The following is a 21,737-nucleotide window of genomic DNA, read 5'->3' on the forward strand; positions in this document are numbered from 1 at the left end:
GAGCCCGCAAAATCTCGTCCAACCCGCGCATGGACCCTCGGACGGGATGGAACGGGCGCGGTGCGGACCGCGAGTCGGAGGAGGAGTTCGCCATGCTCGATCCGGATCCGTCGTTCCGGCCGGTCCGCCGCCGGGACGGCTACCTGCCGCTGGAGGACCTGGGCCTGATCGGGGACGGCGCGACGGCGGCCCTGGTGGGCCTGGACGGTTCGATCCCGTGGCTGTGCCTGCCCCGCTTCGACAGCGAACCGCTGCTGTGCGGCCTGCTGGACGGCGAGAACGGCGGCCACTTCGCCCTCACCGTCGAGGACCTGCGCGATGCCCGCCACTACTACGAACCGGACACCGCGGTGCTGGTGACCGAGATGCGCGGCCCGGCCGGCCTGGTCAGGATCACGGACGCGCTGGTGCTGCGCGCGGGCGCGGACCTGTCCGACGACGCGGGCGCGAGCCGGGGCGAGCTCGTCCGCTCCGCCGTCGTCCTCGACGGGACCGCCCGCCTGCGGGCCGAACTGCGGCCCCGCGGCGGCGCGCAGGCCCGGGCCCTGGCCAGCGGGCTGGAAGTGCAGGCGTCCGGGCGCCCGGACCTGCGGCTGCACCTGCGGTCCAACCATCCGCTGGACGGCCTGAGCACCGTCCACGACCTGCGGCAGGGCGATCGCTTCGACGCGACGCTGTCCTGGGGACGCGTCCACCGCCACCACCGTTTCGAACCCGAGGCGGTGCTGCGCGACACCGCGGCGGCATGGCGCCGCTGGATGCGGAACTTCACCTACGACGGCCCCCAGGAACCGCTCGTGCGGCGCGCCGCGATCACGCTGAAGCTGTGCGACGACTGGGTCAACGGGTCGCTGGTGGCCGCGCCCACCTCCTCGCTGCCCGCGCCGATCGGCGGAGTGCGCAACTGGGACTACCGCTACGCCTGGATCAGGGACGCGGCCTTCACCGTGTTCGCGCTGCGCCGCGTCGGGTTCGGCGGCGAGGCCGACGCCTTCCTCGGCTGGGTCCTGGACGCCTTCGAGAACAGCCGGCAGCCGCGGATCATGTACACCCTGCGCGGCGACCCCGTCCCCGAGGAGGTCCAGGACACCGGTCTGGAGGGCTACCGGCGCTCGGCTCCCGTGCGGTGGGGCAACGGCGCCGCCGACCAGCGCCAGCACGACATCTACGGCGAGGTCCTGGACTGCGCCGACCAGTGGCTGCGCACCGGCGGCGACCTCCACCCGGCGCTGTGGTCCAAGCTGGCGGAGCTGGCCCGCACCGCCGAGACCGCGTGGCGCGAGCCGGACCAGGGCATCTGGGAGGTGCGCAGCGAGGGCCGGGTCTTCACCTATTCCGCCGGGATGTGCCACGTGGCCCTGGACCGCGCGGCCGGCATCGGTGAGCGCCTCGGCCTGCCCGGACCGATCACCGCATGGCGCGCCGCGGCCGAGAAGTTGCACAAGCTCGTCCTGGAGCAGTCCTGGGACGAGGACGCGCAATGCCTCAGCGAGCACCTCGGCGGCGGCGGGAGCCTCGACGCCAGCCTGCTCGCACTCCCGCTGCGGAAGGTGGTCCCGGCGCGGCATCCGCGGATGGCGGCCACCACGGCGGCCGTGGCCGAACGCCTGTCGGCCGGGGACGGCCTGCTCTACCGCTACCTGCACGACACGTCGCCCGACGGGCTGCCCGGAGACGAGGGCGCGTTCCTGCTGTGCAGCTTCTGGCTGGTCGACAACCTCGCCCTGCAAGGCCACATCGAGCGAGCCGAGAGACTGTACGACTCGCTGTGCGCCCGGGCCAGCCCGCTCGGACTGCTACCGGAGCAGATCGACCCGTCGACGGGCACGTTCATGGGTAACTTCCCCCAGGCGTTCAGCCACATCGGCGTCATCGCCAGCGGCGTCACCCTCGCCCGAGCAAAGGCAGGCGGAACAACATGATCAACCGACTCGTCGTCTTCGGCGCCACCGGAGACCTCAACGCCCGCTACCTGCTTCCAGGCCTGGCCGCCCTGCGCGCGGCAGGGCATCTCGACGAAGGCTTCCAGCTGATCTGTGCCGACCGGAAGGGCCGGACGGACGAGGAGTTCCGCGACTGGGCGACCGAGCAACTCGACCGGCACGCGGCCTCCGCGCCCGCCGACGCGCGGCGGTGGGTCGCCGCGACCACCCGGTACCGGCGGGCGGACGCCACCGACCCCGCCGACCTCGCCTCCCTCATCGCGGGCGACGGCCCGGTCGCCCTCTACCTCGCCCTGCCCCCCGCGGTGTTCCCCGGCACCGTCACCGCCCTGCGCGGCGCCGACCTGCCGCCGGGAAGCCGGATCGTCCTGGAGAAACCGTTCGGCGAAGACCTGGACAGCGCCCGGGAGCTGAACCGGCTGCTGGCCGAGGTCGTCCCCGAGCAGGCGGTGTTCCGCGTCGACCACTTCCTGGCCATGACCACCGTCCAGAACCTGCTCGGCAGCCGCCTGGCCAACCGCGTGCTGGAACCCATCTGGAACAGCGCGCACATCTCCGAGATAGAGATCGTCTGGGACGAGTCCCTCGCCCTGGAAGGCAGAGCGGGCTACTACGACGGCGTCGGGGCCCTCAAGGACATGGTGCAGAACCACCTGTTCCAGGTGCTGTGCCTGGTGGCCATGGAACCGCCGCTCAGCCTCGGCGAGCGCGACCTCCGCGACCGCAAGATCGACGTGCTGCGCTCGATCCGCCCGTTCACCGACGAGGACGTCCTGCGCCACACCCGCCGGGCCCGCTATGCCGCCGGGCGCGTCGACGGCCGCGACGTCCCCGCCTACATCGACGAGGACGGCGTGGACCCGCACAGCCGCACCGAGACGTTCGCCGAGGTGGAACTGCACCTGGAAAGCTGGCGCTGGTCGGGCACCAGATTCCGGCTCCGCAGCGGCAAGGCGCTCGAAGCCGACCGCAAGGAGGTCAGGATCTTCTTCCGGCCCGTCCCCCACCTGCCCTTCGGGGAGGCCGTCCCCAACGTGCTCCGCTTCGGGCTCGACCCGGAGGACGTGACCCTGGACCTCACCGGCATCGGCTCCGGAGTGCGAACCCTCACGCCCCTCACCATGACCGCGCAGATGGAGCCGTCCGACCTGCCCGCCTACGGCCGGCTGCTGCTGGACGTCCTGCACGGAAACGCAGCCCTGTCCATCCGGGGTGACGAAGCCGAGCAAGCGTGGCGGGTCCTCGCGCCCGTCATGTCCGCCTGGTCCAGCGGTCGCGTGCCCCTCCAGGAGTACCCGGCCGGCTCCCGCGGCCCCGCCCCCGCAGGCGAGGAGACCTAAGGGCCGAGCCGACCCGCGTCCGAGGACGCGCCAGGGGAGCACGTGACACTGTTCGCCTCTGGGCCATGCCGATCAGGAGGTACGAGCGGCCCAGAGCAGGGCTTTGTTGGAATTCGAGAGGCAAACAAACCTGCCGACCTTTCGCAAACCATTTTATCTGGTTTTCTCGAATCAAACGATCTTTCATGATGGAAGACTAAAGTGCGGCCCAAATATACATGGTCCTCCCTGGAGGGTGAGCCGGATGTGCCGGGGTAAGTCCGGTCCCGGGGGAGGAGATGCCGTTCATGCTGGAGGCGATGGCCGGTGATTTGGCCTACTACTTTGGGACGGTCCAAAAGGTCTTGGTCTCGATCGGCTTTGTAGCGGTGGTGGCCGTGCTCGTGATCGCAAGGGTCGTCACGGTTCGGCGGCGCACCAAGAGACGTGGCCGGTAATGCTGCTGGGCCATGTTCGGGAACTGGCGGCGGGCGGTGACGCAGTCGGCGAGCCTCGCGGGCTTGGCGACTCACGTTGGGCAGCTCGGTAGCAGGTGACATAACCGGCGGCAGGCCGTCCTCGCCGAAGAACTGGCGCAGTAGCTGCGCTGCTCCCGCAGCATCTTCCACTGCGCAACCATCACGTCCAGCCGCCCCCTCCTCTCCAACCCGCTCACGAAATGTGTGCCTTACGCAGCGTGCCAAGCACCGACGCAGGTCACTGTCACACGAGCAGCGCCTCGAGTTGCGGAAGTCGACCGAACAGGTCGGGGAGGCCGCGCACCCCGTTACGCACGGACTCGTGCGACAGCGCGAGGTCGGGGCCGGTGCTCGCCTCGACACCTCAGCGCGGTCGAGCCGAGCTCACCGGACAGGTCGAGCATCCCCGAGAGCTCCCAGTCGAGCACCACCGGCCGACCTTCTCGAGCGAGCAGGTTCCACGGTTGGACGTCCCTGTGAGTCAGCACGACGGGGCCCGGCCGTTCGCAGGTGTCGACGAAGTGGGCGATCGCGAGGAACGTCTCGACGTGAGAGGCGAGCTCGTCGGCCCACGGCTGTCCGGTCGCCGCCGCCCGCACGGCGAGCTCGGGCCAGTCCCGTGACGTCGGCTCCTCGACCGGCACATGGGTCCGCGCGACGTCGAGCGCGTGGATGCGCGCGAGGATCTCACCGATCTCGAACGCGTACGCCGCCGGCACCGGCGCTTCGGGCACCTTCTCGCCCTCGACCCATCGGTGAACGAGCGTGTGGTGGCCGGCCGAGATCGGCTCTGGCATCGGAATGCCGGCGGCGAAGGCCGCCCGCTCGAACCTGAACACGTCTTCGGCGCGAATGCGAAAGCTCCACCCACGCACTCCAAACCAGGGTTAATTGGTGTTGGCGGGTGTGGTGTTGAGGGTGAGGCCTGTGTCGCTGCCGAGTGGTGGACGCCGGGGTTGTCCCAGATCAGTACGATCTTCCCGCCGGGTAACTGCTGGTGGGCCGCCTGCAGCAGCCGTTTGTACTCCGGGACGGTGAAGCCGGCGCGTTCGCCTTTGCGGCGGCGGTAGCGGTGCAGCCGGTAGATGATCCGGGAACGCATGCCGGGCCGGTAGCAGACCATTGCGGCGACCGATGCTCGTGAGCCGTGCTCGCCGCCGTGCACTGTCACCGGGGGCGGTGTTACCGGCGGCTCCGGGAGCGTCCTTTGGGCGGCCTGAGCCCTTGACCGGCTTGGTCTTCGAAGCAGATCCAGGCGCCAGGTCCGCCGCAGTGGTTCCACTTGCGGCCACACCTGCGACTTCCACACCTCGATCGCCTGGTCGTCGCGCTCGATCGAGCGTCCGGGACCTGCACCGACCAGCCGTTGCGGCGCAGCAGCAGCGACACCCCCGGCCGGGTGTAGCCGGTCCCGAACAGACGGCGGATCACCTCGGCGACCCGCTCCAGCGTCCACCGCTGGTCCTCGGCCCAGCCGTGGGCGACGGGGCCGCGGTTGAGGTCGGCCTCCAACCGCGCGAACTACGCCCGGTCCAACCGCGGCCGTCCGTGCGGCACCTTGGACCGCAGCGCCTCGGCCCCGCCCTGCCGCCAGGCCTGCCGCCACTTCTCCACCTGCGGCAGCCCGACCCGCAGATCGGCGGCGATCCGCGCGTTGGCGCGCCCTGCGGCGAACCACTGCGCGGCTTGCATCCGCACCCGTTCTCGCCTGTCACGGCCGGCGTCGGTCATCCCGCCGCCCTGGGGGTATCTGGCCATGCAACCGGCATACGCCCACACCACCGGCCCATTCACTCACCAAACCGCCATCACCCAATAACCCTGGTTAGTCACCGACACCTTCACCGCCATGCAAATCCCCACCGGCAATTGACAGCAAGTAAGTACATGAGCAGCGGAAGGGCGTCGGGCCTGCCGAAGGACACCGCCGATGCTCATCCGCGACCATGGCGAGGACGAGCCGCAGGATGGTCTGGAGCTCCAGTTCGCTGCCGAGCCGGTCAAGAAGGCCGGGGCCGGGGGGATGGCTGCCAACAGTGATGATGCTCGCCCAGCCAGGCGCGTTGCTGGTGGCTTCGCGCGGACCGCTCTCACGTTATCGGTGCTGGCTGGGTATGGCGGCGCTCGCTGCAGTAGGCGTCCGCGTGGGCCGTCCCTGGACGTTATGTATCATCCAAGCGTGATGTCAGTTCAAACTGATGTGTTGAGGTTGCTGGCCGACCCGCTGCGTGCGCAGATCGTGTCCCTGCTGGCTGAAGAGGCGTTGTGCAACTGCCACCTCGTTGAGGAGACGGGCGCCAAGCAGACCAACATCTCCAACCACCTGCGGGCGCTGCGCGAGGCCGGGCTCGTGGAAACCGAGCCCTTCGGACGGTTCACCTACTACCGGCTACGGCCCGAGGCGCTGGAGCACCTGGCCGCCGAACTCGGAGAACTGGCCGCCGCCGCCCGCGAGTCCCGGAATCTTCAGCGGAAGAGGCCGTGCACGTGACCAGTACGCAGGACTCCGGCGCCGCCGCGCGCCCGCAGGAATCGGGGGTGGTCGCCGGGCTGTCGACCCTCGACCGGTTCCTGCCGGTGTGGATCATTGCGGCGATGGTGCTCGGTCTCGGGCTGGGACAGGCCGTCCCCGGACTGGACGACGCGCTGGCCCGGGTCGTGGCCGGCGGGATCTCGCTGCCGATCGCACTCGGTCTGCTGGTGATGATGTACCCGGTGCTGGCCAAGGTCCGCTACGACCGGCTCGACACCGTCACCGGCGACCGCCGCCTCATGGTGGCTTCGCTGCTGCTCAACTGGGTGATCGGCCCGGCGGTGATGTTCGCGCTGGCCTGGATCTTCCTGCCGGACCTGCCCGAGTACCGCACCGGCCTGATCATCGTCGGGCTGGCCCGCTGCATCGCGATGGTCATCATCTGGAACGACCTGGCCTGCGGAGACCGGGAGGCCGCCGCCGTGCTGGTCGCGCTCAACTCCGTCTTCCAGGTCATCGCGTTCGGTGCGCTCGGCTGGTTCTACCTGCAGGTCCTGCCCGGGTGGCTGGGCCTGGCGACCGACGAAGTGGACTTCTCCGTCGGCAAGATCGTGGTGAACGTGCTGGTGTTCCTGGGCGTCCCGCTGGCGGCCGGCTACCTTACCCGCCGCCTGGGTGAGCGGGCCCGCGGCCGCGCCTGGTACGAGGAGCGGTTCCTGCCCCGGATCGGCCCCGTCGCGCTGTACGGGCTGCTGTTCACGATCGTCATCCTGTTCGCCCTCCAAGGCGACACCATCACCGGCCGGCCTGCCGACGTCGCCCGTATCGCGCTGCCGCTGCTGGCCTACTTCGCGCTCATGTGGGGCGGGTCCTTCGCCCTCGGACGCGCCGTCCGGCTGCCCTACCCGCGCACCGCGACGCTCGCCTTCACCGCCGCGGGGAACAACTTCGAGCTGGCCATCGCCGTCGCCATCGGTACCTTCGGCGTCACCTCCGGGCAGGCCCTGTCGGGGGTGGTCGGGCCGCTGATCGAGGTCCCGGTCCTGGTCGGGCTGGTGTATGTGTCGCTGTGGCTGCGTCGCCGATTCCAACCCGCCGGGCGGTGACACGACGATGACCGCCGCCTGTGAGGCTCGCGAACCGAGCTTCTTCACAAGCCGTACCAGGCGGGCCGGTCCGGTTCGAGCGGCGAGGAGGGGCCGCTGGCCGGTGACGGCCTTGAGCGTCGGCCTCCAGATGTGCAGGGGAGGCGAACGGTGACCTGCACACCAGGCGAGGCATTGTTCGATCGCATTGCGACGCGGCCGGCCGCCAGGTTCCAAGGCCTGGTCTCCGTCGAGACCGCACGCCGCCTGGTCACCGACTCCTACCGGCAACTGCACGCCACCGCCAGAGTCCACGCCCGCCTGGCGGTGCTGGCCGAACGGTTCGCTGCCGCGCGGCTCACCGCCCTCGCCCAAGCCGAGGGACGGCTCAACAAACCGGTCCCCGAGGTGCTGTTCGTCTGCGACGCCAACGCCGACCGGTCCCAGATGGCGGCCGCGCTCGCCATGGCCCGCGGGCGCGGACGCCTGCACGCCCGCTCGGCCGGCACCACGCCGGCGGCGGAACTGGAACTGGCCGTCGTCGACGTCATGGCCGAGATCGGGGTCGACCTCTCGGCTGAGTTCCCCAAACCGCTGACCGACGAACTGGTCGCCGCCGCCGACCTGGTGGTCACGCTGGGCTGCGGCGGCGCCTGCCCGCTCCTGCCGCACACTCGGTACCTGGACTGGGCCGTCCCCGACCCGGCCCATCAACCGTTGGCCGAGATCCGCCGCATTCGCGACGAACTCGACCTGCTCGTCACCGACCTGCTCACCACCCTCGACCAGCCCGGCCTCGAACAGCGAAGGAACGCCGATGCCTGATCAGGCTCGCTCTGCCAAGCCCAGTGTCCTGTTCGTCTGCGTGCACAATGCCGGACGCTCCCAGATGGCCGCCGCCTACATCACCCACCTGGCAGGTGACCGGATCGAAGTGCGCTCCGCCGGGTCCGCGCCCGCCGACCAGGTCAATCCGGCGGTGGTCGAGGCGATGGCGGAGGAGGGTATCGACATCTCCGCCGAGACCCCCAAGGTCCTCACGGTCGACGCCGTCCAGGCATCCGACGTGGTCATCACCATGGGATGCGGTGACACTTGCCCGGTCTTCCCCGGCAAGCGCTACCTGGACTGGACCCTCGACGACCCCGCCGGACAGGGCGTCGACGCCGTCCGCCCGATCCGCGACGAAATCCGCAAGCGCATCGAGAACCTGGTCAGCGGGCTCCTATCGGAGAAGTGAAGGAGAAGGGCAGAGCCGGTCCGTGCCGGACGTACGGTGACAGCCGCGCCAGGCGAAGGTGCTCGTTCCGTCCCGTGCGGTCAATCCGTCGAAGGGGGGCGAGCTGACCAGGCGACGGCGGGACGATCCGCCGGTGACTCGGCGGGCATGACTGCGGCGCGCTGGGGTCGGCGCAGCACGAACAACGCCAGGATGGCCAGGACCGCGCCGATCCACAGCACGCTTGTAGTGCCGGTGCCGTCGACGGCGAAGCCGCCGAAGAGCGCACCGAGCGCAATGGACAGGTTGAACGCGGAAACGTACAGCGAGGTGGCCGCCTCGGTGGCGTCCGGCGCGGCGTCGAGGATCCAGGTCTGGAAGGTGACCGGCACCGCGCCGTAGCCCAGGCCCCACAGGACCAGGATCGCGCCCGCGGTGAGGGTGCCCGTGTCGACGAGCGCGAGAGTGACCATGGCCGCGGTGAGGAGTACCGAGATTCCCATGACGCTCCGCCGGAGCCTGTTGGTGACGAGGGCTCCGGCGATGAAGTTGCCGCAGATGCCGGCGACTCCGAACGTCAGCAGCAGCACACTGATCGAGCCGTCGCCGACCCCGTCGCTCTGGAGGATCGGTCGGACGAACGTGTAGGCCAGGAAGTGGCCGGTGATGACCAGGAAGGTGAGGGCGATGCCGGTCCGGACACCGGCGTTGCTGCTGAAGACCTTCGGCAGGGCCGGGAGCGTGAGGGTCCGCTCGGCCGGCACCTTCGGCATCAGGAAGACCAGGCAGACCAGGGCGACCAGTCCGAGGGTGCCCACGGCGGCGAACGCCGTACGCCAGCCGCTGTGGTCGCCGATGAACGTCCCGGTGGGCACCCCGAGGACGGACGCGGTCTCCACGCCGCCGAAGATGACGGCGGTGGCCCGGGCGGTGTGCTTCGCCGGCACCAGCCGCAGCGCGATGCCGCCGGCGATGGACCAGAAGCCGCCGACGCCGATGCCGATCAGGAACCGGGCGGCCAGGACCACCGCGAAGCTGGTGGCGACGGCGGAGGCCAGGTTGGCCGCGCCCATCAGGCCGATCAGGACCGCCAGCACGATGCGGCGGTCGATGCGCCCGGTCGCCGCGGTGACCAGAGGCGCCGAGACGGCGGCGACCAGGCCGGGGACCGTCACCATCAGTCCCGCGGTGCCTTCGGAGACGACCAGGTCGGTGCCGATCGGGGTGAGCAGGCCCACGGGGAGTAGCTCGGAGGTCATCAGGGAGAAGATGCCCAGGGTCACCGCAAGCACGGCGAGCCAGCCCCTGACGGGTGAACGACCGGTGGCGGCGGACGCCTCGGTCTCCATGGTGGTCACGGCTTCGTCGGCCTTTCATCAGGGAAGAGGTCCATGGCATGCGGCGGGCGATGGCCGGCAGGGCGGCCACCGCCCGCGGACGATCAGTCGGTCACTCGGTGCCGGGCGTCTTGCGCGTGGTGACGTTCATGCGGTTCCACGCGTTGACGGTGAAGATGAGCGCGATGAGCTGGGCGAGCTCCTTCTCCTCGAAGTGCTTCGCGGCCTCCTCGTAAACCTCGTCCGGCACGCCCTGGGGCAGGAGGGTGACGGCCTCGGTGAGGGCCAGGGCCGACCGCTCTTTCGCTGTGAACAGGCTCGACTCCTCCCACGCGGAGAGCTGGTAGATCCGTTCTTCCGACTCCCTGGCCCCGCGAGCGTCAGACGTGTGGTAGTCGATGCAGTACGCACAGTGGTTGATCTGCGAGGCGCGGATCTGCACCAGTTCCAGCAGGACGGGGTCGAGTCCCTCGCGAGCTGCGGCGTCAAGGGCGAGGACGGCCTTGAAGACCTTGGGAGAGATGGTGGAGAAGTTCATTCGCTGAGGTACCTGAACCGTGGTCATGCATCGACCGTAAGCATCGAACCGGCCCAAGGTATGGTGCATTCTCATGGAGGAAACGTGGGCCAATGTTCTGGGGCCGGCGGGCCCGGAAATCGAGGCCGAGCAGTCCGCGGGCACCGACCTCCACCTCGAACTCTCCGGCGAGGGGAATCTGCGGAGCCGGCTCATGCATGCCTTGCGGGAGGCTGTCCGCTCCGGCCGGCTCGCGCCCGGAACGCGGCTGCCGCCGTACCGGAGCCTCGCCAACGACCTGGGCATCGCCCGCAACACCGTCGCCGCCGCCTACGCCGAACTCGCGGAGGAAGGATGGCTGTCCGCCCGCCAGGGTTCCGGCACCCGGGTCGCCAGAAGGACCGCACCACTCCACGCCGCCCAGGCGCGACGCCCGCAACGCCGGGCACCGCGTCGCGTCGTTCACGATCTGATGCCCAGTTCCCCGGATGCCGCTGCCTTCCCTCGGTCCGCCTGGGTCACCTCCGTCCGCGCGGCCATGGCCGCCGCACCCAACGATGCCTTCGGAGTGGGGGATCCACGCGGCCGGGTCGAACTGCGGGAAGCCCTAGCGGAGTACCTGGCCCGCGCCAGGGGCGTGCGCACCGGACCCGACCGGATCGTCATCTGCTCCGGTTTCGCCCACGCGCTGCGGCTACTGGGCGGCGTGCTGAATGGCCCGATCGCGGTGGAGTCGTACGGACTGGATTTCCACCGCGGCATCCTCGATGAGATGGGGCCGCGCACCGTGCCCCTGACGGTCGACTCCTACGGAGCCAGGATCGAGGAACTGCCGGGCACCGGCGCCGGGGCCGCGCTGCTCACGCCGGCGCACCAGTTCCCCATCGGCGGCCCGCTGCATCCGGAACGCCGGGCGGCGGTCATCGACTGGGCCCGTTCCAGCGGCGGGGTCCTGCTAGAGGACGACTATGACGGGGAGTTCCGCTACGACCGGCAGCCGGTCGGCGCGGTGCAAGGCCTCGACCCCGACCGGGTCGTCTACATCGGCTCGACGAGCAAGAGCCTGTCCCCGGCGCTGCGGCTCGGCTGGATGGCACTACCGGGATGGCTCGTCGACGACGTGCTCACCGCCAAGGGGCCCAGGGAGATGTGGTCCGGCGTCCTCGACCAGCTCACCCTCGCCGACTTCATCGCTCGCGGCGCCTACGACCGGCATCTGCGTCGTATGCGGAAGCATTACCGGCGGCGGCGCGACCTGCTGGCGAACGTGATCGCTGAACGCGCCCCGCACATCCGGGTCGGCGGCGTCGCGGCGGGACTGCACGCCGTCCTCGAACTGCCGGAGAACACCGAGCAAGCGGCTCTCCGCGCGGCCCGCCGGCAAGGACTGGCTCTCGACGGGCTGGGCCCCTACCGCCACCCCGACAGCGCCCTACCACAGCGCGAGGGCCTGGTCATCGGCTACGGCACCCCACCGGACCACGCATTCGCCGCAGCCCTGGACGCCCTATGCCTGGCACTGCCAGCTCCGCCGCACCCCGACCGGTAACGAAAGAGCCTGCGAGCAATCAGGCGCTCGGGCGATCAGGGGGCGGGTTGACCACAAGGTCCACTGGCCGTCGACGGGCGCGGAATGCCGCTGTCGATCGTGGTCACCGCCGGCGACGTCAACGACTGCACCGCCGTCCCCGACGTCCTCGCCGGGATGCGGGCGCCGCGCCTGGGGCGGGACGTCGGCGGTGCCGACCGGACCGGGTGTGATCGCAGACAAGGCCTACAGTTCGGCGGCGATCCGCCGGACCCTGCGCCAGCGGGGCATCGCCGTCACCATCCCCGAACGCGTCGACCAGAGGGCCGGACGCGCTCCGCGGCCCGCACGGCGGGCGGCCTCCGGTGTTCGACCCGGCTCTCTACCGGTGCCGCAATGTGGTCGAACGCGCGCCATCGCCACCCGGGCCGATAGCTCGCCCGCAACTACCGCGCAGGAATCGTCCTGGTCACAGCCCTGCTCTGGATCAACGCATGATCCACCGGACGCGACCTAGGGGGCTCAGTTGCCGGGTGGGCAGCAGGTGTGCAGGTAGGCGCGGAGTTCGGCCAGTGACCGGTCGACCGCGGCGGAGTCGATGCGGTAGAAGACCTGCTTGCCGTCCCTGCGCGAGGTGAGCAGGCCGCCGCGGCGCAGCAGCGCGAGCTGCTGCGAGGCGTTGGACTGGCCGACCCCGAGGCGCTCGGCGACCGTGCCGACGGTGAGTTCGACGCCGCCGGCGAACAGTTCGAGCATCTGCTGCCGCTGCTCGCTGGCCAGCGCCTTGAGGAACTCGCGTGCTCCGGCGCCGAGCTGAGCGGCCGGCACCGCCTCGCAACCGCCCGGTGCGGGAACCGTCTTCTCGACCGACTCGCCCATCGTGCTGGCTCCTCCCCGAGGTGTGCGCCCAGCATACGCCATATATCAACACTTCATTATTTTATGAAGTGTTGATATGTTGCCTTCATGCTCACTGCACCACTCCTCATCATCGGTGGCGGCCAGGCCGGTCTGGCCACCGCCCGCACCGCCCGGTCCCTCGGCCTGGCGCCCATCGTTCTGGAGGCGGCCGATCAGGCGGCCGGGTCCTGGCCCCACTACTACGACAGCCTCACCCTGTTCTCGCCGGCCCGGCGCAGCGCTCTGCCCGGAGCGGAGTTCCCCGGCGATCCGGACGGCTACCCCACACGGGACGAGGTCGTGGCCTACTTGACCGACTACGCCGCCCATCTGGACGCCGACATCCGCACCGGTCACCGAGTCGAAACGGTCCTGGCTGCCAAGGACGGCACACGACCGGGGTTCGAGGTGGTCACGACGAGCGATGAGGTCTTCGCCGCGCCGCTGCTGGTCGCCGCGACGGGCGGATTCGGCCGCCCCTACCGGCCGGACCTGCCGGGACTGGACGGCTTCCCCGGCACGGTGCTGCACTCGTCCGACTACCGCCGTCCCGGACCGTTCACCGGCCGGCGCGTCGTGGTCGTGGGAGGCGGGAACTCGGCCGTGCAGATCGCGATCGAACTGGCCGCCGTCGCCGACGTCACGCTGGCGACCCGGCACCCGCTCCGCTTCATGCCCCAGCGCGTGCTGGGCGTCGACATGCACATCTGGCTGCAGCGCACCGGCCTGGACGCCGCCGGGTGGGCGCGCCCGCTGCTGACCGGCGGCAAGGGCACCCCGGTGTTCGACACCGGCACCTACCGGGACGCCATCGCCGCCGGCAACCCGGACCGCCGCCCGATGTTCACCCACCTGGACGGCGACCAGGTCGTCTGGAGCGACGGGACCCGCGAACACGTCGACGTCGTGCTGCTGGCCACCGGGTTCCGGCCGGGCGTGGAGTACCTCGCCGAGCTGGGCGCACTCGACGGCGACGGGCAGCCTCGCCATCGGGGCGGAGTCTCGGCCACCCATCCGGGCCTGGGTTTCGTCGGGCTGGAGTGGCAGCGCTCCTTCGCCTCGGCCACCCTGCGCGGAGTCGCCGCCGACGCCCGGCACGTCCTCACTCGGCTGCGCAAGCAGACACGCACCCCCGACGGCGCGCTGACACCGACCCGATGACCACCTCCAGAGCGGGACAGCGTGTGGAATCAGGCCGGGACTAGAGCCGGCAGGGCGAACAGGCCCGACAGGCGGGTCAGCCTCTCCGGCACGACCCGGTAGTACACCCACGTGCCGCGCCGCTCGCCCTCGATGAGCCCGGTCTGGCGCAGCACCTTCAGGTGGTGGGAGATGGTCGGCGCGGTGAGGTCGAACGCGCCGGTCAGGTCGCACACGCACGCCTCGCCCCCGTCCACCGAGGCGATCATGTTCAGCAGGCGCAGCCGCACCGGGTCGGACAGCGCCTTGAACACCTTGGCCAGTTCAGTGGCCTCGGCCTCGCTCAATGCGGGACCGCTCAATGGTGCGCAGCAGGCGGGATCGGTCACGTCCTCAAGCTTCAGCATCTTAGACATGCATCTAATTTGACATCTATCTATCCAGTGATGCAAACTGGCGCCTGCTTAGACGGGCATCTAAACAAGGAGTCGGAGATGAAGACACTGCTCGCCCGGATCACCGCCCGCCGCGTCAAGGCCGCGTCCTTCTGCGAGACCTGCGGCCAGGTCTGCACGCCCGCATGCCGCTCTGCCGCACACATCGACCGCGTGACGACCGCCGCCTACCGCGCCCGCCTCTGATCACCTTCCCAACGCCCGACACCCCATGGCCGAACCGACAAGGAGTGATCGTGAACGACGAGACCGGACGATCGGAGCCCGAAGCGTCCCCGGACGCGTCAGCTAGCGCAAGCAACTGCTGCGGTGTCAGCGCGTGCTGCACCGATGCCGAGCAGGCCGTGGACCCTGGTGTCACCGTCCAGCAGGCCAAGACCGGCGCCGGCTGCGGCTGTGCCGGGCAGGGGGCGCTCGATGGGCTGCCGGTGGTGGTGATCGGTGCCGGGCCGGTCGGGCTGGCGGCCGCCGCCCATCTGGCCGAGCGCGACCAGGAGTTCCTCGTTCTGGAGGCCGGGGGAGAGGTGGGCGCGGCGGTCTCGGAGTGGGGGCATGTGCGGCTGTTCTCGCCGTGGCGGTACGACACCGACGCCGCCGCCCGGCGGCTTCTGGAGCCGACCGGGTGGCGTCTGCCCGACCCGGAGGCCCTGCCGACGGGTGCCGAACTCGTCCGCGACTACCTGGCACCGCTCGCTCAGGTTCCCGCGCTGGCCGGACGGATCCGCACCGGCACCCGCGTGGTGGCCGTGACCCGCCAGGGCGTGGACGTGACCCGCACGGTCGGGCGTGCGGAGCGTCCGCTGCTGGTCCGCGCCGTGGGCCCGGACGGTGCCGTGGACGACATCGCCGCCCGCGCGGTCATCGACGCGTCCGGCACCTGGGGGCGTGGCAACCCGCTGGGCCACTCCGGCCTGCCCGCGCCCGGCGAGGAACAGGCAGCCGCCCACATCACCGGCCCGCTGCCGGACGTGCTGGGCCGCGACCGGTCCCGCTTCGCGGGCCGCCACACCCTGGTGGTCGGGATGGGGCACTCGGCCGCCAACACCCTCCTCGCCTTGGCCGAACTCGCCAAGAACGAGCCCGGCACCCGCATCACCTGGGCGGTGCGCGGCGCATCGGTGGCCCGGCTTTACGGCGGGGGTGACGCTGACGGCCTTCCCGCGCGCGGCGCGCTGGGCACCCGCTTGAAGGCGGCTGTGGACAACGGTGAGATCGACCTGGTGCGCGGCTTCACCATCACCGGCGTCACTGCGACGGGCGATGAAGCCGCAGCGGGACCTGTCGAAGTTGAGGGCCAGACTCCCGACGGCTCTCGCGTCCTGTCGGCTGACACGGTGGTCGCCGCGACGGGGTTCCGGCCCGACCTGGACATGCTGCGCGAGGTGCGGGTCGAACTCGACCCCGCCACTGAGGCGCCGGTCAGGCTCGCCCCGCTGATCGACCCGAACTTCCACAGCTGTGGGACCGTCCCGCCGCACGGCGAACGCGACCTCGCCCACCCCGAACCCGGTCTCTACCTGGCCGGGATGAAGAGCTACGGCCGCGCCCCCACCTTCCTGATGGCCACCGGGTACGAGCAGGTCCGCTCCATCGTCGCCGCGCTCGCCGGCGACCGCGAAGCCGCCGACACCGTCCACCTCGACCTCCCCGAGACCGGCGTGTGCTCCACCAGCCTGGTCACCGACGACCTGCTACCGGGCGCCACCAACCAGAGCGCCCGCCAGGCTGACGGCTGCGGGACATCGTGCTCCACCGAGGCGACGCGCGCCCCTGCCGCCCAGTCCGAACCCGACGGCGGGTCATGCTGCGGCCCGGCGGCCCCCGAACCGATCAGCATCGGCATGGGCGCACCCGCTGGCCTGGGATTCGCAACCGGGCGCGTGCACGGCTACTCCGGCGAGGCCGAACACAGTGGCGCCTGACGGGGCGAGGACCTGATGAGCCGTGGCACTCCCGCGTCCCGCTGCTCGCCCTCTGCGTCACCGAGATCACCAGCTGGGGCGTGCTCTACTACGCCTTCCCCGTCCTCGCGCAGGACATCACCCGCGACACCGGCTGGTCCACCGCCGCCATGACCCCGTCGCCGCCGGACTCGGCGCATACCCCCGCATGTTCCTGGTACTGACCTTCGCCGCCGTCCTGGCCGCAGTACTCGCCACCGGTACCGCACCGGCCCGCACCACAGGACGCCGACCGTCGGCCGCACCATCGGCAGGACGCATGCCAGCTCCGCGCCTGGTACCGAGCAGGAAGGAGGAATGACACATGCGCACCAATGTTCTCGACGTCGCCGTCATCGGCGGCGGTCAGGCGGGTCTGGCCGCCGGTTTCTACCTGCGCCGCAGCGGCAGGGAGTTCGCGATCTTCGACGCACAGGAAGAGCCGGGCGGGGCTTGGCCACACATGTGGGAGTCGCTACGGCTGTTCTCACCCGCCCGCTACAGCTCGCTCCCAGGCTGGCCGATGCCGCCCTGGAACCACGGCTACCCACCCGGCGCCCACGTCGTCGACTACCTGACCGCCTACGAGAAGCGCTATGACCTGCCGATACACCGGCCAGTGCGCATCCAGGCGGTGCACCGCGACGGCGATCTCCTCCGTTTGGACAGCCCGACCGCGTCCTGGTGGGCCCGGCACGTCATCAGCGCGACGGGGACCTGGTGGCGCCCATACCTGCCCTACTACCCCGGACGCGGCGACTACCAGGGCCGTCAGCTCCACACCGCGCAGTACCGCACGCCCGATGACTTCCGGGGGCAGCGAGTCGTGGTGGTCGGCGCGGGCAACTCCGCCGCCCAGATCACGGCAGACCTGCACCCGCGGGCGACAACGATCTGGACGACCCTGCGCCCCCCGCGCTTCCTGCCCGACGACCTCGACGGACGTGCCCTCTTCGACCTGGCCACCCGCCGTATCCGCCAACTCCGCGACGGGCACGCCGACTCCGGCGGCATCGGCGGACTGGGCGACATCGTCGCCGTGCCCGCGGTACGGGACGCCCGGGACCGGGGCGTTCTGCGCGCCCAGCCGATGTTCGACCGCCTCACCCCAACCGGCGTGGCCTGGCCCGACGGCAGAACCGAGGACTGCGACGCGATCATCTGGTGCACCGGCTTCCGCCCGGCGCTGAGCCACCTCACGCCGCTCGGCCTGCGTGACGGGACGGGGCGCATACCGACCGGCGGTGGAACCCGGTCATTGGCTGAACCCCGGCTGCACCTGCTCGGCTACGGCGACTGGACGGGCCCCGGCTCGGCGACCCTGGTCGGCTCTGCCAGAACCGCCCGAGACGCCGTCCGCGACATCACCGCCCAACTCGACCTCGAATAGACCGCCGGCGCACCTCCCGGCCGTGTTCTCTGCGGGCAGGCTGGATCCAGTAGGTGCCAGAAGGCGCCTTTCCCGCCGGTGCCGTGGGACGTCCGGCAGGAGTGCTGGAGTCCACCGGGTTCGATGAAGTCCTTCAAGCCAGCGTGATCTTGGCTGGCAAGGAGGAGAATCACCGCGATGGCAGCACCACGCAAATACCCCCAGGAGCTCCGGGACCGGGCCGTGCGGCTGGCGCTGGAGTCCGATCGGCCGATCGCGCAGATCGCCGCCGATCTGGGCATTCACCGCGAAGCCCTGCGCACCTGGGTCCGCCAAGCTCAGGCCGACGCCGGAAAGCGCCCCGAGCAGCTGACCACCGCCGAGCGTGACGAGCTCAAGCGGCTGCGCCGTGAGAACACCGAACTCAAGCGGGCCAACGAGATATTGAAGGCCGCCAGCGCGCTTTTCGCCGCCGAGCTCGGCCAGCCCCGGACGAAGTAGTCATGCTGGTCGACCACCTGCGTGACCGCTTCGGGGTCGAGCCGGTCTGCCGGGTCCTGGACCTGTGCCCGGGCACCTACTACGGCCGCAAACGCCGCCCGCCCTCAGCCCGCGCCCAACGCGATGCTGTACTGACAGAGCATATCGAGGCCGTTCATCAGGCCAGTTATGGCACCTACGGTGCCTACCGCGTGCACAGGCAACTGCGCCGACAAGGCGTCCAGGTGGCGCGCTGCACGGTGGAACGGCTGATGCGCGCCCATGGCCTGCAGCGCGTGCACCGCCGCGACCGGCGGCGCACCACCACCCCTGACGAGTCTGCGCCTCGACCGCCGGACCTGGTCAATCGGCAGTTCACCGCCGACCGGCCGGACCGGTTGTGGCTGGCCGACATCACGTATGTGCGCACCTGGGAGGGGCGGGTGTACGTGGCGTTCGTGCTGGACGCCTTCTCCCGCAGGATCGTGGGCCGGCAACTGGCCGACCACCTGCGCACCGACCTGCCGCTGGACGCACTGGAGACGGCACCGTGGCAACGCGGCCGCGAACGGCCGGTGCAACCGGGCACCCTGATCCATCATTCCGACAGGGGCTGCCAATACGTCAGCTTCCGCTACACCACCCGGCTGGCCGACCTGGGCGTGACCGCCTCGGTCGGCTCGGTCGCCGATCCATATGACAATGCGATGGCCGAGTCGCTGAACGCCACCTTCGAGACCGAGCTGATCCACCGCCGCACCTGGTCTTCTGCCGGGGGAACGCGGCGGCCTTGATTCGGCGAACACGGCTATCAGGCCGTCAGCATGGAGGACATCGGTGCCGCCGCCGGCATCAGCGACGCCGGTATCTACAACCACGTGACCGCCAAGTCCGAACTCCTCGTCGCGGCCCTCACCCGACTTCTCCGGTCCTACATCGACCTGACCTTGACCTCCAGTCACCTCACCGGCGCACTGATCACCGAGGTCGTCCACCTTCCCGACGACCAGCGGCGCACGATACGCCGCCTGCAACACGACTACGTCGGCGAATGGGTCCACCTGCTCACCACCGAGACACCCGACCTCACCGAACCCGAAGCCCGCGTGATCACCCAGGCCGTCCTCGCCATCGTCAACGACCTGGCCCGCATCCAACACCTGCGCCGACGCCCCCACCTCAACAACGACCTCGCAGCCCTCGGCCAAGCCGTCCTCACATCACCACGACCAGCCACCCCCTGACCCGGGAGCAAGGTGCCGACGCTCGTTCGGAACATCGGCAGCTCACATTGGGGGGCTAGCAGCAGGCGCTGCCCGTCGTGCCCTTCTCAGGGGCTTCGCCGCCGATCGTGACCGGGACGGAACCGGTGGTCGAGGTCGTCTGAGGAGTGCAGCACGCCGATGCCTCGGCCTTCTCCAGGGTGTCGGCGTCGGCCTTGACCACGTAGACCTCCCACGGCTCCTTTCCGGGGCCGGTGACCCAGACCTTGTCCTGCAGCGCGTAGCAACAGGAAGTGTCGTTCTCCTCGAAGGTGGCCAGTCCTGCGGCAGCCAGGCGCTCAGCCGCATCGGTGACCAGGCCGGAATCTTCCACCTCCACTCCCAGGTGGTCCATGCGAGTGGCCTCCTCGTCCTTGCCCTCGATCAGGACGAGCTTGAGTGGAGGCTCGGCGACGGCGAAGTTGGCGTAGCCGGGACGACGCTTGGCCGGCTCGGTGCCGAACAGCTTGGAATAGAAGGCGATCGAGCCCTCCAGATCGGGGACGCGGAGCGCGAGCTGGACACGGGACATGAGCTTCCTCCTGGAGATGGACGGCTGCAGGATGGCCAGCTTGCGGAGGCGAACTCCTCCGCAAGCGCGGCGGATCTCCTGATTAGATATCTGTCTAATCATTCAGTCTCAGCATGCGCCTGAACATAGATGGGTGTCAACTTAGAGAGGCGTCTAATCAAGGTTCCTTGTCGCGACGGCGTCCGGACGCGCACCTCGACGAGGGCGGCGCCCACGTTCGTGTCCTGCTCGCGGAACTCCCGACCGCAGAGTCCCGGCGGGCCTCCGGCGTTGGCCCTTCCCTCCATCCTCTTCATCGTCTATCGTCGATGGACGATGAATGAGACCAGCAGGCCGCTCGAGCGGGCGGTCGCCATCGAGTACGCGTCCTGGTTCAAGGCGCTGGCCGACCCGACCCGTGTCCAGATCGTGTCGCTGCTCGCGCGGCGAGGACGGCCGATGAGCGTGGGGGAGATCGTCGACGCCGTGCACGTCGGGCAGTCGACCGTCTCGGCACATCTCAAAGTGCTGTCAGAGGTCCGGTTCGTCCTGGTCGACCGGCACGGGACCGCCCGCCACTACCGGATCAACCAGGCATGCGTGGCCTGCTTCCCCACCGCCGCCGACCTGGTCATGGGACGCCCCGCGCCGGCCACCCCGGCCTGCCCGCCCGAAGGAGGCACCTGATGCCCGACTCCAGTACCGGCGATCCCGCTGAACGCCGCCATCGTCCACGCCGTCAAACCCGCCGACTAGCAGGACGCACGCCATGCCATCCCATCAGCACCACGAGCACACCGGCGTCACCATCCGAGCCATGCGGCACCAGGACGCCGACCAGGTCCTGGCGATCTACCAGCAAGGCCTGGACACCGGACACGCCAGCTTCGAGACGACCGCCCCCACCTGGCAGGCGTTCGACACCGCCAAACTCGACCAGTACCGGTACGTCGCGACCGATGCCGCCGCGGACCCGGGAAAAACAGTGCTCGGCTGGATCGCCGCCAGCCCCGTCTCCGACCGCTGCTGCTACGCCGGAGTAGTCGAGCACAGCATCTACATCTGCCCCCACGCCCGCGGCCAAGGCATCGGGGCCGCGCTGCTGACCGCATTCATCGCCGCCACCGAAGCCAACGGCATCTGGACCGTCCAGACCGGCATCTTCCCCGAGAACACCCCCAGCCTCCGGCTCCACGCCAGGGCCGGCTTCCGCACCGTCGGCACCCGCCGACGCCTCGGCCGCCTCCACGGCCAATGGCGCGACGTCGTCCTCCTCGAACGCCGCAGCCCCATCGTGCTGTGACCTCGTGGCGCCCCAGCGCGCGGCGAGAGCCTAGACGCGGTCAACTCGCTGACGCGGTCTATCCCTGAGGCCAGGACAGGTCGGTCTTCGGGGCGCGGACGACGATCTTGGCGTCGGCGTGTGTCGCGATGGAGAACTCAACAAGTTGCTCGCCACGGTCGTTGCGGTACAACTCGGCATCCACGCACACGCCCTGGTCCACGCCGTCGACCAGCACCTCGACATCCGTACCGACCAGCGGGGTCCAGGTGTTCGGCTGGACGATCTGGAACTCGCTCATCCAGCAATTTTGCCGCGTCCCTCAGCATCAGTTGATCGGGGCCGGGCCGCGGCGGGCGTTGCCGGTAGCCCACGTGCGGGAGTGCTCAATGCTGCAGGACCTGGTACTGAAGGCGCCGCAAGGCAGGCCCGCAGCAGGACCGCACTGCGGGGCGACGTCGACGCCAGAGGAGACCCGCTTGGGCGCGTGTTCGCATA

Annotated in this window: 27 protein-coding genes and 1 pseudogene; 19 read left to right on the forward strand and 9 right to left on the reverse strand. The window is 70.1% G+C overall.

Translation table 11 applies throughout. The annotated features are described in order from the left end of the window. Window positions 1-92 precede the first annotated feature (92 nt). The 3 genes from ACGFI1_RS11125 to ACGFI1_RS11135 all read left to right on the forward strand — a co-directional run bounded on the left by ACGFI1_RS11125 (window position 93) and on the right by ACGFI1_RS11135 (window position 3,720). Window positions 93-1,922 (forward strand): glycoside hydrolase family 15 protein, encoded by a 1,830-nt coding sequence (locus ACGFI1_RS11125; RefSeq protein ID WP_392784746.1) that lies wholly within the window; start codon window positions 93-95, stop codon window positions 1,920-1,922. Then, entirely contained in the window at window positions 1,919-3,283 is a 1,365-nt protein-coding gene (locus ACGFI1_RS11130; protein ID WP_392784748.1) for a glucose-6-phosphate dehydrogenase, read from the forward strand. Before ACGFI1_RS11125 ends, ACGFI1_RS11130 begins: the two co-directional genes overlap by 4 nt. Before the next feature lie 287 nt (window positions 3,284-3,570). Then, a complete protein-coding gene (locus ACGFI1_RS11135) occupies window positions 3,571-3,720 on the forward strand; it encodes a hypothetical protein (protein WP_392784749.1) in 150 nt (49 codons plus the stop codon). A 329-nt stretch (window positions 3,721-4,049) separates the two neighbouring features. Here ACGFI1_RS11135 and ACGFI1_RS11140 read toward each other — a convergent pair whose 3' ends face one another. The 3 genes from ACGFI1_RS11140 to ACGFI1_RS11150 form a co-directional block, all read right to left on the reverse strand. After that, window positions 4,050-4,580: a phosphotransferase family protein gene (locus tag ACGFI1_RS11140; protein ID WP_392784751.1), complete on the reverse strand. Its 531-nt coding sequence runs from the start codon at window positions 4,578-4,580 to the stop codon at window positions 4,050-4,052. 343 nt (window positions 4,581-4,923) lie between these two features. After that, on the reverse strand, window positions 4,924-5,253 hold the full coding sequence (locus tag ACGFI1_RS11145) for a helix-turn-helix domain-containing protein (protein WP_386871690.1): 330 nt from the start codon (window positions 5,251-5,253) through the stop codon (window positions 4,924-4,926). Between the two features lie 9 nt (window positions 5,254-5,262). Further along, window positions 5,263-5,499, reverse strand: coding sequence for a helix-turn-helix domain-containing protein (locus tag ACGFI1_RS11150; RefSeq protein ID WP_392784753.1), 237 nt, complete (start codon window positions 5,497-5,499; stop codon window positions 5,263-5,265). Between the two features lie 445 nt (window positions 5,500-5,944). On the opposite strand from ACGFI1_RS11150, the gene ACGFI1_RS11155 reads away from it, so the two are divergent. From ACGFI1_RS11155 to ACGFI1_RS11170, 4 genes are all read left to right on the forward strand, one after another. Next, entirely contained in the window at window positions 5,945-6,232 is a 288-nt protein-coding gene (locus ACGFI1_RS11155; protein ID WP_392784755.1) for an ArsR/SmtB family transcription factor, read from the forward strand. A gap of 104 nt (window positions 6,233-6,336) precedes the next feature. Continuing rightward, entirely contained in the window at window positions 6,337-7,320 is a 984-nt protein-coding gene (gene arsB / locus ACGFI1_RS11160; protein ID WP_392785520.1) for an ACR3 family arsenite efflux transporter, read from the forward strand. Window positions 7,321-7,494: 174 nt separating this feature from the next. After that, window positions 7,495-8,124: an arsenate reductase/protein-tyrosine-phosphatase family protein gene (locus ACGFI1_RS11165; RefSeq protein ID WP_392784757.1), complete on the forward strand. Its 630-nt coding sequence runs from the start codon at window positions 7,495-7,497 to the stop codon at window positions 8,122-8,124. Further along, window positions 8,117-8,539: an arsenate reductase ArsC gene (locus tag ACGFI1_RS11170; protein ID WP_392784759.1), complete on the forward strand. Its 423-nt coding sequence runs from the start codon at window positions 8,117-8,119 to the stop codon at window positions 8,537-8,539. The genes ACGFI1_RS11165 and ACGFI1_RS11170 overlap by 8 nt, the downstream gene beginning before the upstream one ends. Window positions 8,540-8,619: 80 nt before the next feature. Here ACGFI1_RS11170 and ACGFI1_RS11175 read toward each other — a convergent pair whose 3' ends face one another. Beyond that, window positions 8,620-9,867, reverse strand: a complete 1,248-nt coding sequence (locus tag ACGFI1_RS11175; protein WP_392785522.1) for an MFS transporter — start codon at window positions 9,865-9,867, stop codon at window positions 8,620-8,622. A gap of 100 nt (window positions 9,868-9,967) precedes the next feature. Beyond that, window positions 9,968-10,420, reverse strand: coding sequence for a carboxymuconolactone decarboxylase family protein (locus ACGFI1_RS11180; protein ID WP_392784761.1), 453 nt, complete (start codon window positions 10,418-10,420; stop codon window positions 9,968-9,970). Window positions 10,421-10,466: 46 nt separating this feature from the next. Between ACGFI1_RS11180 and pdxR the strand changes: the two genes are divergently transcribed. Next, the gene (gene pdxR / locus ACGFI1_RS11185; RefSeq protein WP_386871704.1) at window positions 10,467-11,921 is read left to right on the forward strand and encodes a MocR-like pyridoxine biosynthesis transcription factor PdxR; all 1,455 of its coding nucleotides are present in this window, start codon (window positions 10,467-10,469) and stop codon (window positions 11,919-11,921) included. Window positions 11,922-12,422: 501 nt separating this feature from the next. Here pdxR and ACGFI1_RS11190 read toward each other — a convergent pair. Beyond that, window positions 12,423-12,779 carry an ArsR/SmtB family transcription factor gene (locus ACGFI1_RS11190; RefSeq protein ID WP_392784764.1) on the reverse strand — a complete coding sequence of 119 codons (357 nt, stop codon included), beginning with the start codon at window positions 12,777-12,779 and terminating at the stop codon, window positions 12,423-12,425. A gap of 87 nt (window positions 12,780-12,866) precedes the next feature. On the opposite strand from ACGFI1_RS11190, the gene ACGFI1_RS11195 reads away from it, so the two are divergent. Continuing rightward, the gene (locus ACGFI1_RS11195) at window positions 12,867-13,961 is read left to right on the forward strand and encodes a flavin-containing monooxygenase (protein WP_392784766.1); all 1,095 of its coding nucleotides are present in this window, start codon (window positions 12,867-12,869) and stop codon (window positions 13,959-13,961) included. Between the two features lie 29 nt (window positions 13,962-13,990). Here ACGFI1_RS11195 and ACGFI1_RS11200 read toward each other — a convergent pair whose 3' ends face one another. Further along, entirely contained in the window at window positions 13,991-14,356 is a 366-nt protein-coding gene (locus tag ACGFI1_RS11200; RefSeq protein WP_386868263.1) for an ArsR/SmtB family transcription factor, read from the reverse strand. A 78-nt stretch (window positions 14,357-14,434) separates the two neighbouring features. Here ACGFI1_RS11200 and ACGFI1_RS11205 point away from each other — a divergent pair, with 78 nt between their 5' ends. The 8 genes and pseudogenes from ACGFI1_RS11205 to ACGFI1_RS11240 all read left to right on the forward strand — a co-directional run bounded on the left by ACGFI1_RS11205 (window position 14,435) and on the right by ACGFI1_RS11240 (window position 19,428). Further along, window positions 14,435-14,581, forward strand: coding sequence for a hypothetical protein (locus tag ACGFI1_RS11205; protein WP_386871710.1), 147 nt, complete (start codon window positions 14,435-14,437; stop codon window positions 14,579-14,581). A 50-nt stretch (window positions 14,582-14,631) separates the two neighbouring features. Next, window positions 14,632-16,317: an FAD-dependent oxidoreductase gene (locus tag ACGFI1_RS11210; RefSeq protein ID WP_392784768.1), complete on the forward strand. Its 1,686-nt coding sequence runs from the start codon at window positions 14,632-14,634 to the stop codon at window positions 16,315-16,317. Window positions 16,318-16,397: 80 nt separating this feature from the next. Further along, window positions 16,398-16,520 (forward strand): hypothetical protein, encoded by a 123-nt coding sequence (locus ACGFI1_RS11215; protein ID WP_392784770.1) that lies wholly within the window; start codon window positions 16,398-16,400, stop codon window positions 16,518-16,520. Between the two features lie 140 nt (window positions 16,521-16,660). Then, on the forward strand, window positions 16,661-17,725 hold the full coding sequence (locus ACGFI1_RS11220; RefSeq protein ID WP_392784772.1) for an ArsO family NAD(P)H-dependent flavin-containing monooxygenase: 1,065 nt from the start codon (window positions 16,661-16,663) through the stop codon (window positions 17,723-17,725). A gap of 177 nt (window positions 17,726-17,902) precedes the next feature. After that, entirely contained in the window at window positions 17,903-18,205 is a 303-nt protein-coding gene (locus ACGFI1_RS11225) for a transposase (RefSeq protein WP_392784774.1), read from the forward strand. A 2-nt stretch (window positions 18,206-18,207) separates the two neighbouring features. After that, a complete protein-coding gene (locus ACGFI1_RS11230) occupies window positions 18,208-18,978 on the forward strand; it encodes an IS3 family transposase (protein WP_392784776.1) in 771 nt (256 codons plus the stop codon). Window positions 18,979-18,990: 12 nt separating this feature from the next. Next, window positions 18,991-19,083 (forward strand): annotated as a pseudogene (locus ACGFI1_RS11235) (TetR/AcrR family transcriptional regulator); the annotation flags it as partial. Next, entirely contained in the window at window positions 19,063-19,428 is a 366-nt protein-coding gene (locus ACGFI1_RS11240) for a hypothetical protein (protein ID WP_392785524.1), read from the forward strand. The pseudogene ACGFI1_RS11235 and the gene ACGFI1_RS11240, both read left to right, overlap by 21 nt. A gap of 55 nt (window positions 19,429-19,483) precedes the next feature. Here the strand turns inward: ACGFI1_RS11240 and ACGFI1_RS11245 are convergent, their stop codons facing one another. Continuing rightward, window positions 19,484-19,978 carry an ArsI/CadI family heavy metal resistance metalloenzyme gene (locus tag ACGFI1_RS11245; protein ID WP_392784778.1) on the reverse strand — a complete coding sequence of 165 codons (495 nt, stop codon included), beginning with the start codon at window positions 19,976-19,978 and terminating at the stop codon, window positions 19,484-19,486. A 315-nt stretch (window positions 19,979-20,293) separates the two neighbouring features. Between ACGFI1_RS11245 and ACGFI1_RS11250 the strand changes: the two genes are divergently transcribed. Both ACGFI1_RS11250 and ACGFI1_RS11255 read left to right on the forward strand, forming a co-directional pair. Continuing rightward, window positions 20,294-20,644: an ArsR/SmtB family transcription factor gene (locus tag ACGFI1_RS11250; RefSeq protein ID WP_386869930.1), complete on the forward strand. Its 351-nt coding sequence runs from the start codon at window positions 20,294-20,296 to the stop codon at window positions 20,642-20,644. A gap of 82 nt (window positions 20,645-20,726) precedes the next feature. After that, on the forward strand, window positions 20,727-21,260 hold the full coding sequence (locus ACGFI1_RS11255) for a GNAT family N-acetyltransferase (protein ID WP_392784780.1): 534 nt from the start codon (window positions 20,727-20,729) through the stop codon (window positions 21,258-21,260). Window positions 21,261-21,318: 58 nt separating this feature from the next. Here the strand turns inward: ACGFI1_RS11255 and ACGFI1_RS11260 are convergent, their stop codons facing one another. Beyond that, a complete protein-coding gene (locus ACGFI1_RS11260; RefSeq protein ID WP_387079102.1) occupies window positions 21,319-21,540 on the reverse strand; it encodes a hypothetical protein in 222 nt (73 codons plus the stop codon). Window positions 21,541-21,737 lie beyond the last annotated feature (197 nt).

This window comes from Actinomadura geliboluensis (genome assembly GCF_043197915.1).
Classification (GTDB): domain Bacteria; phylum Actinomycetota; class Actinomycetes; order Streptosporangiales; family Streptosporangiaceae; genus Spirillospora; species Spirillospora geliboluensis.

Bases quoted from the DNA above. Each gene is read 5' to 3' on its own strand.
- ACGFI1_RS11170 (WP_392784759.1), top strand. From the start codon at position 8,117: ATGCCTGATCAGGCTCGCTCTGCCAAGCCCAGTGTCCTGTTCGTCTGC.
- ACGFI1_RS11200 (WP_386868263.1), bottom strand. From the start codon at position 14,356: ATGTCTAAGATGCTGAAGCTTGAGGACGTGACCGATCCCGCCTGCTGC.
- pdxR (WP_386871704.1), top strand. From the start codon at position 10,467: ATGGAGGAAACGTGGGCCAATGTTCTGGGGCCGGCGGGCCCGGAAATC.
- ACGFI1_RS11180 (WP_392784761.1), bottom strand. From the start codon at position 10,420: ATGACCACGGTTCAGGTACCTCAGCGAATGAACTTCTCCACCATCTCT.
- arsB (WP_392785520.1), top strand. From the start codon at position 6,337: ATGGTGCTCGGTCTCGGGCTGGGACAGGCCGTCCCCGGACTGGACGAC.
- ACGFI1_RS11225 (WP_392784774.1), top strand. From the start codon at position 17,903: ATGGCAGCACCACGCAAATACCCCCAGGAGCTCCGGGACCGGGCCGTG.
- ACGFI1_RS11245 (WP_392784778.1), bottom strand. From the start codon at position 19,978: ATGTCCCGTGTCCAGCTCGCGCTCCGCGTCCCCGATCTGGAGGGCTCG.
- ACGFI1_RS11220 (WP_392784772.1), top strand. From the start codon at position 16,661: ATGCGCACCAATGTTCTCGACGTCGCCGTCATCGGCGGCGGTCAGGCG.
- ACGFI1_RS11205 (WP_386871710.1), top strand. From the start codon at position 14,435: ATGAAGACACTGCTCGCCCGGATCACCGCCCGCCGCGTCAAGGCCGCG.
- ACGFI1_RS11150 (WP_392784753.1), bottom strand. From the start codon at position 5,499: ATGGCCAGATACCCCCAGGGCGGCGGGATGACCGACGCCGGCCGTGAC.
- ACGFI1_RS11195 (WP_392784766.1), top strand. From the start codon at position 12,867: ATGCTCACTGCACCACTCCTCATCATCGGTGGCGGCCAGGCCGGTCTG.
- ACGFI1_RS11255 (WP_392784780.1), top strand. From the start codon at position 20,727: ATGCCATCCCATCAGCACCACGAGCACACCGGCGTCACCATCCGAGCC.
- ACGFI1_RS11135 (WP_392784749.1), top strand. From the start codon at position 3,571: ATGCTGGAGGCGATGGCCGGTGATTTGGCCTACTACTTTGGGACGGTC.
- ACGFI1_RS11130 (WP_392784748.1), top strand. From the start codon at position 1,919: ATGATCAACCGACTCGTCGTCTTCGGCGCCACCGGAGACCTCAACGCC.
- ACGFI1_RS11260 (WP_387079102.1), bottom strand. From the start codon at position 21,540: ATGAGCGAGTTCCAGATCGTCCAGCCGAACACCTGGACCCCGCTGGTC.
- ACGFI1_RS11250 (WP_386869930.1), top strand. From the start codon at position 20,294: ATGAATGAGACCAGCAGGCCGCTCGAGCGGGCGGTCGCCATCGAGTAC.
- ACGFI1_RS11230 (WP_392784776.1), top strand. From the start codon at position 18,208: ATGCTGGTCGACCACCTGCGTGACCGCTTCGGGGTCGAGCCGGTCTGC.
- ACGFI1_RS11125 (WP_392784746.1), top strand. From the start codon at position 93: ATGCTCGATCCGGATCCGTCGTTCCGGCCGGTCCGCCGCCGGGACGGC.
- ACGFI1_RS11190 (WP_392784764.1), bottom strand. From the start codon at position 12,779: ATGGGCGAGTCGGTCGAGAAGACGGTTCCCGCACCGGGCGGTTGCGAG.
- ACGFI1_RS11175 (WP_392785522.1), bottom strand. From the start codon at position 9,867: ATGGAGACCGAGGCGTCCGCCGCCACCGGTCGTTCACCCGTCAGGGGC.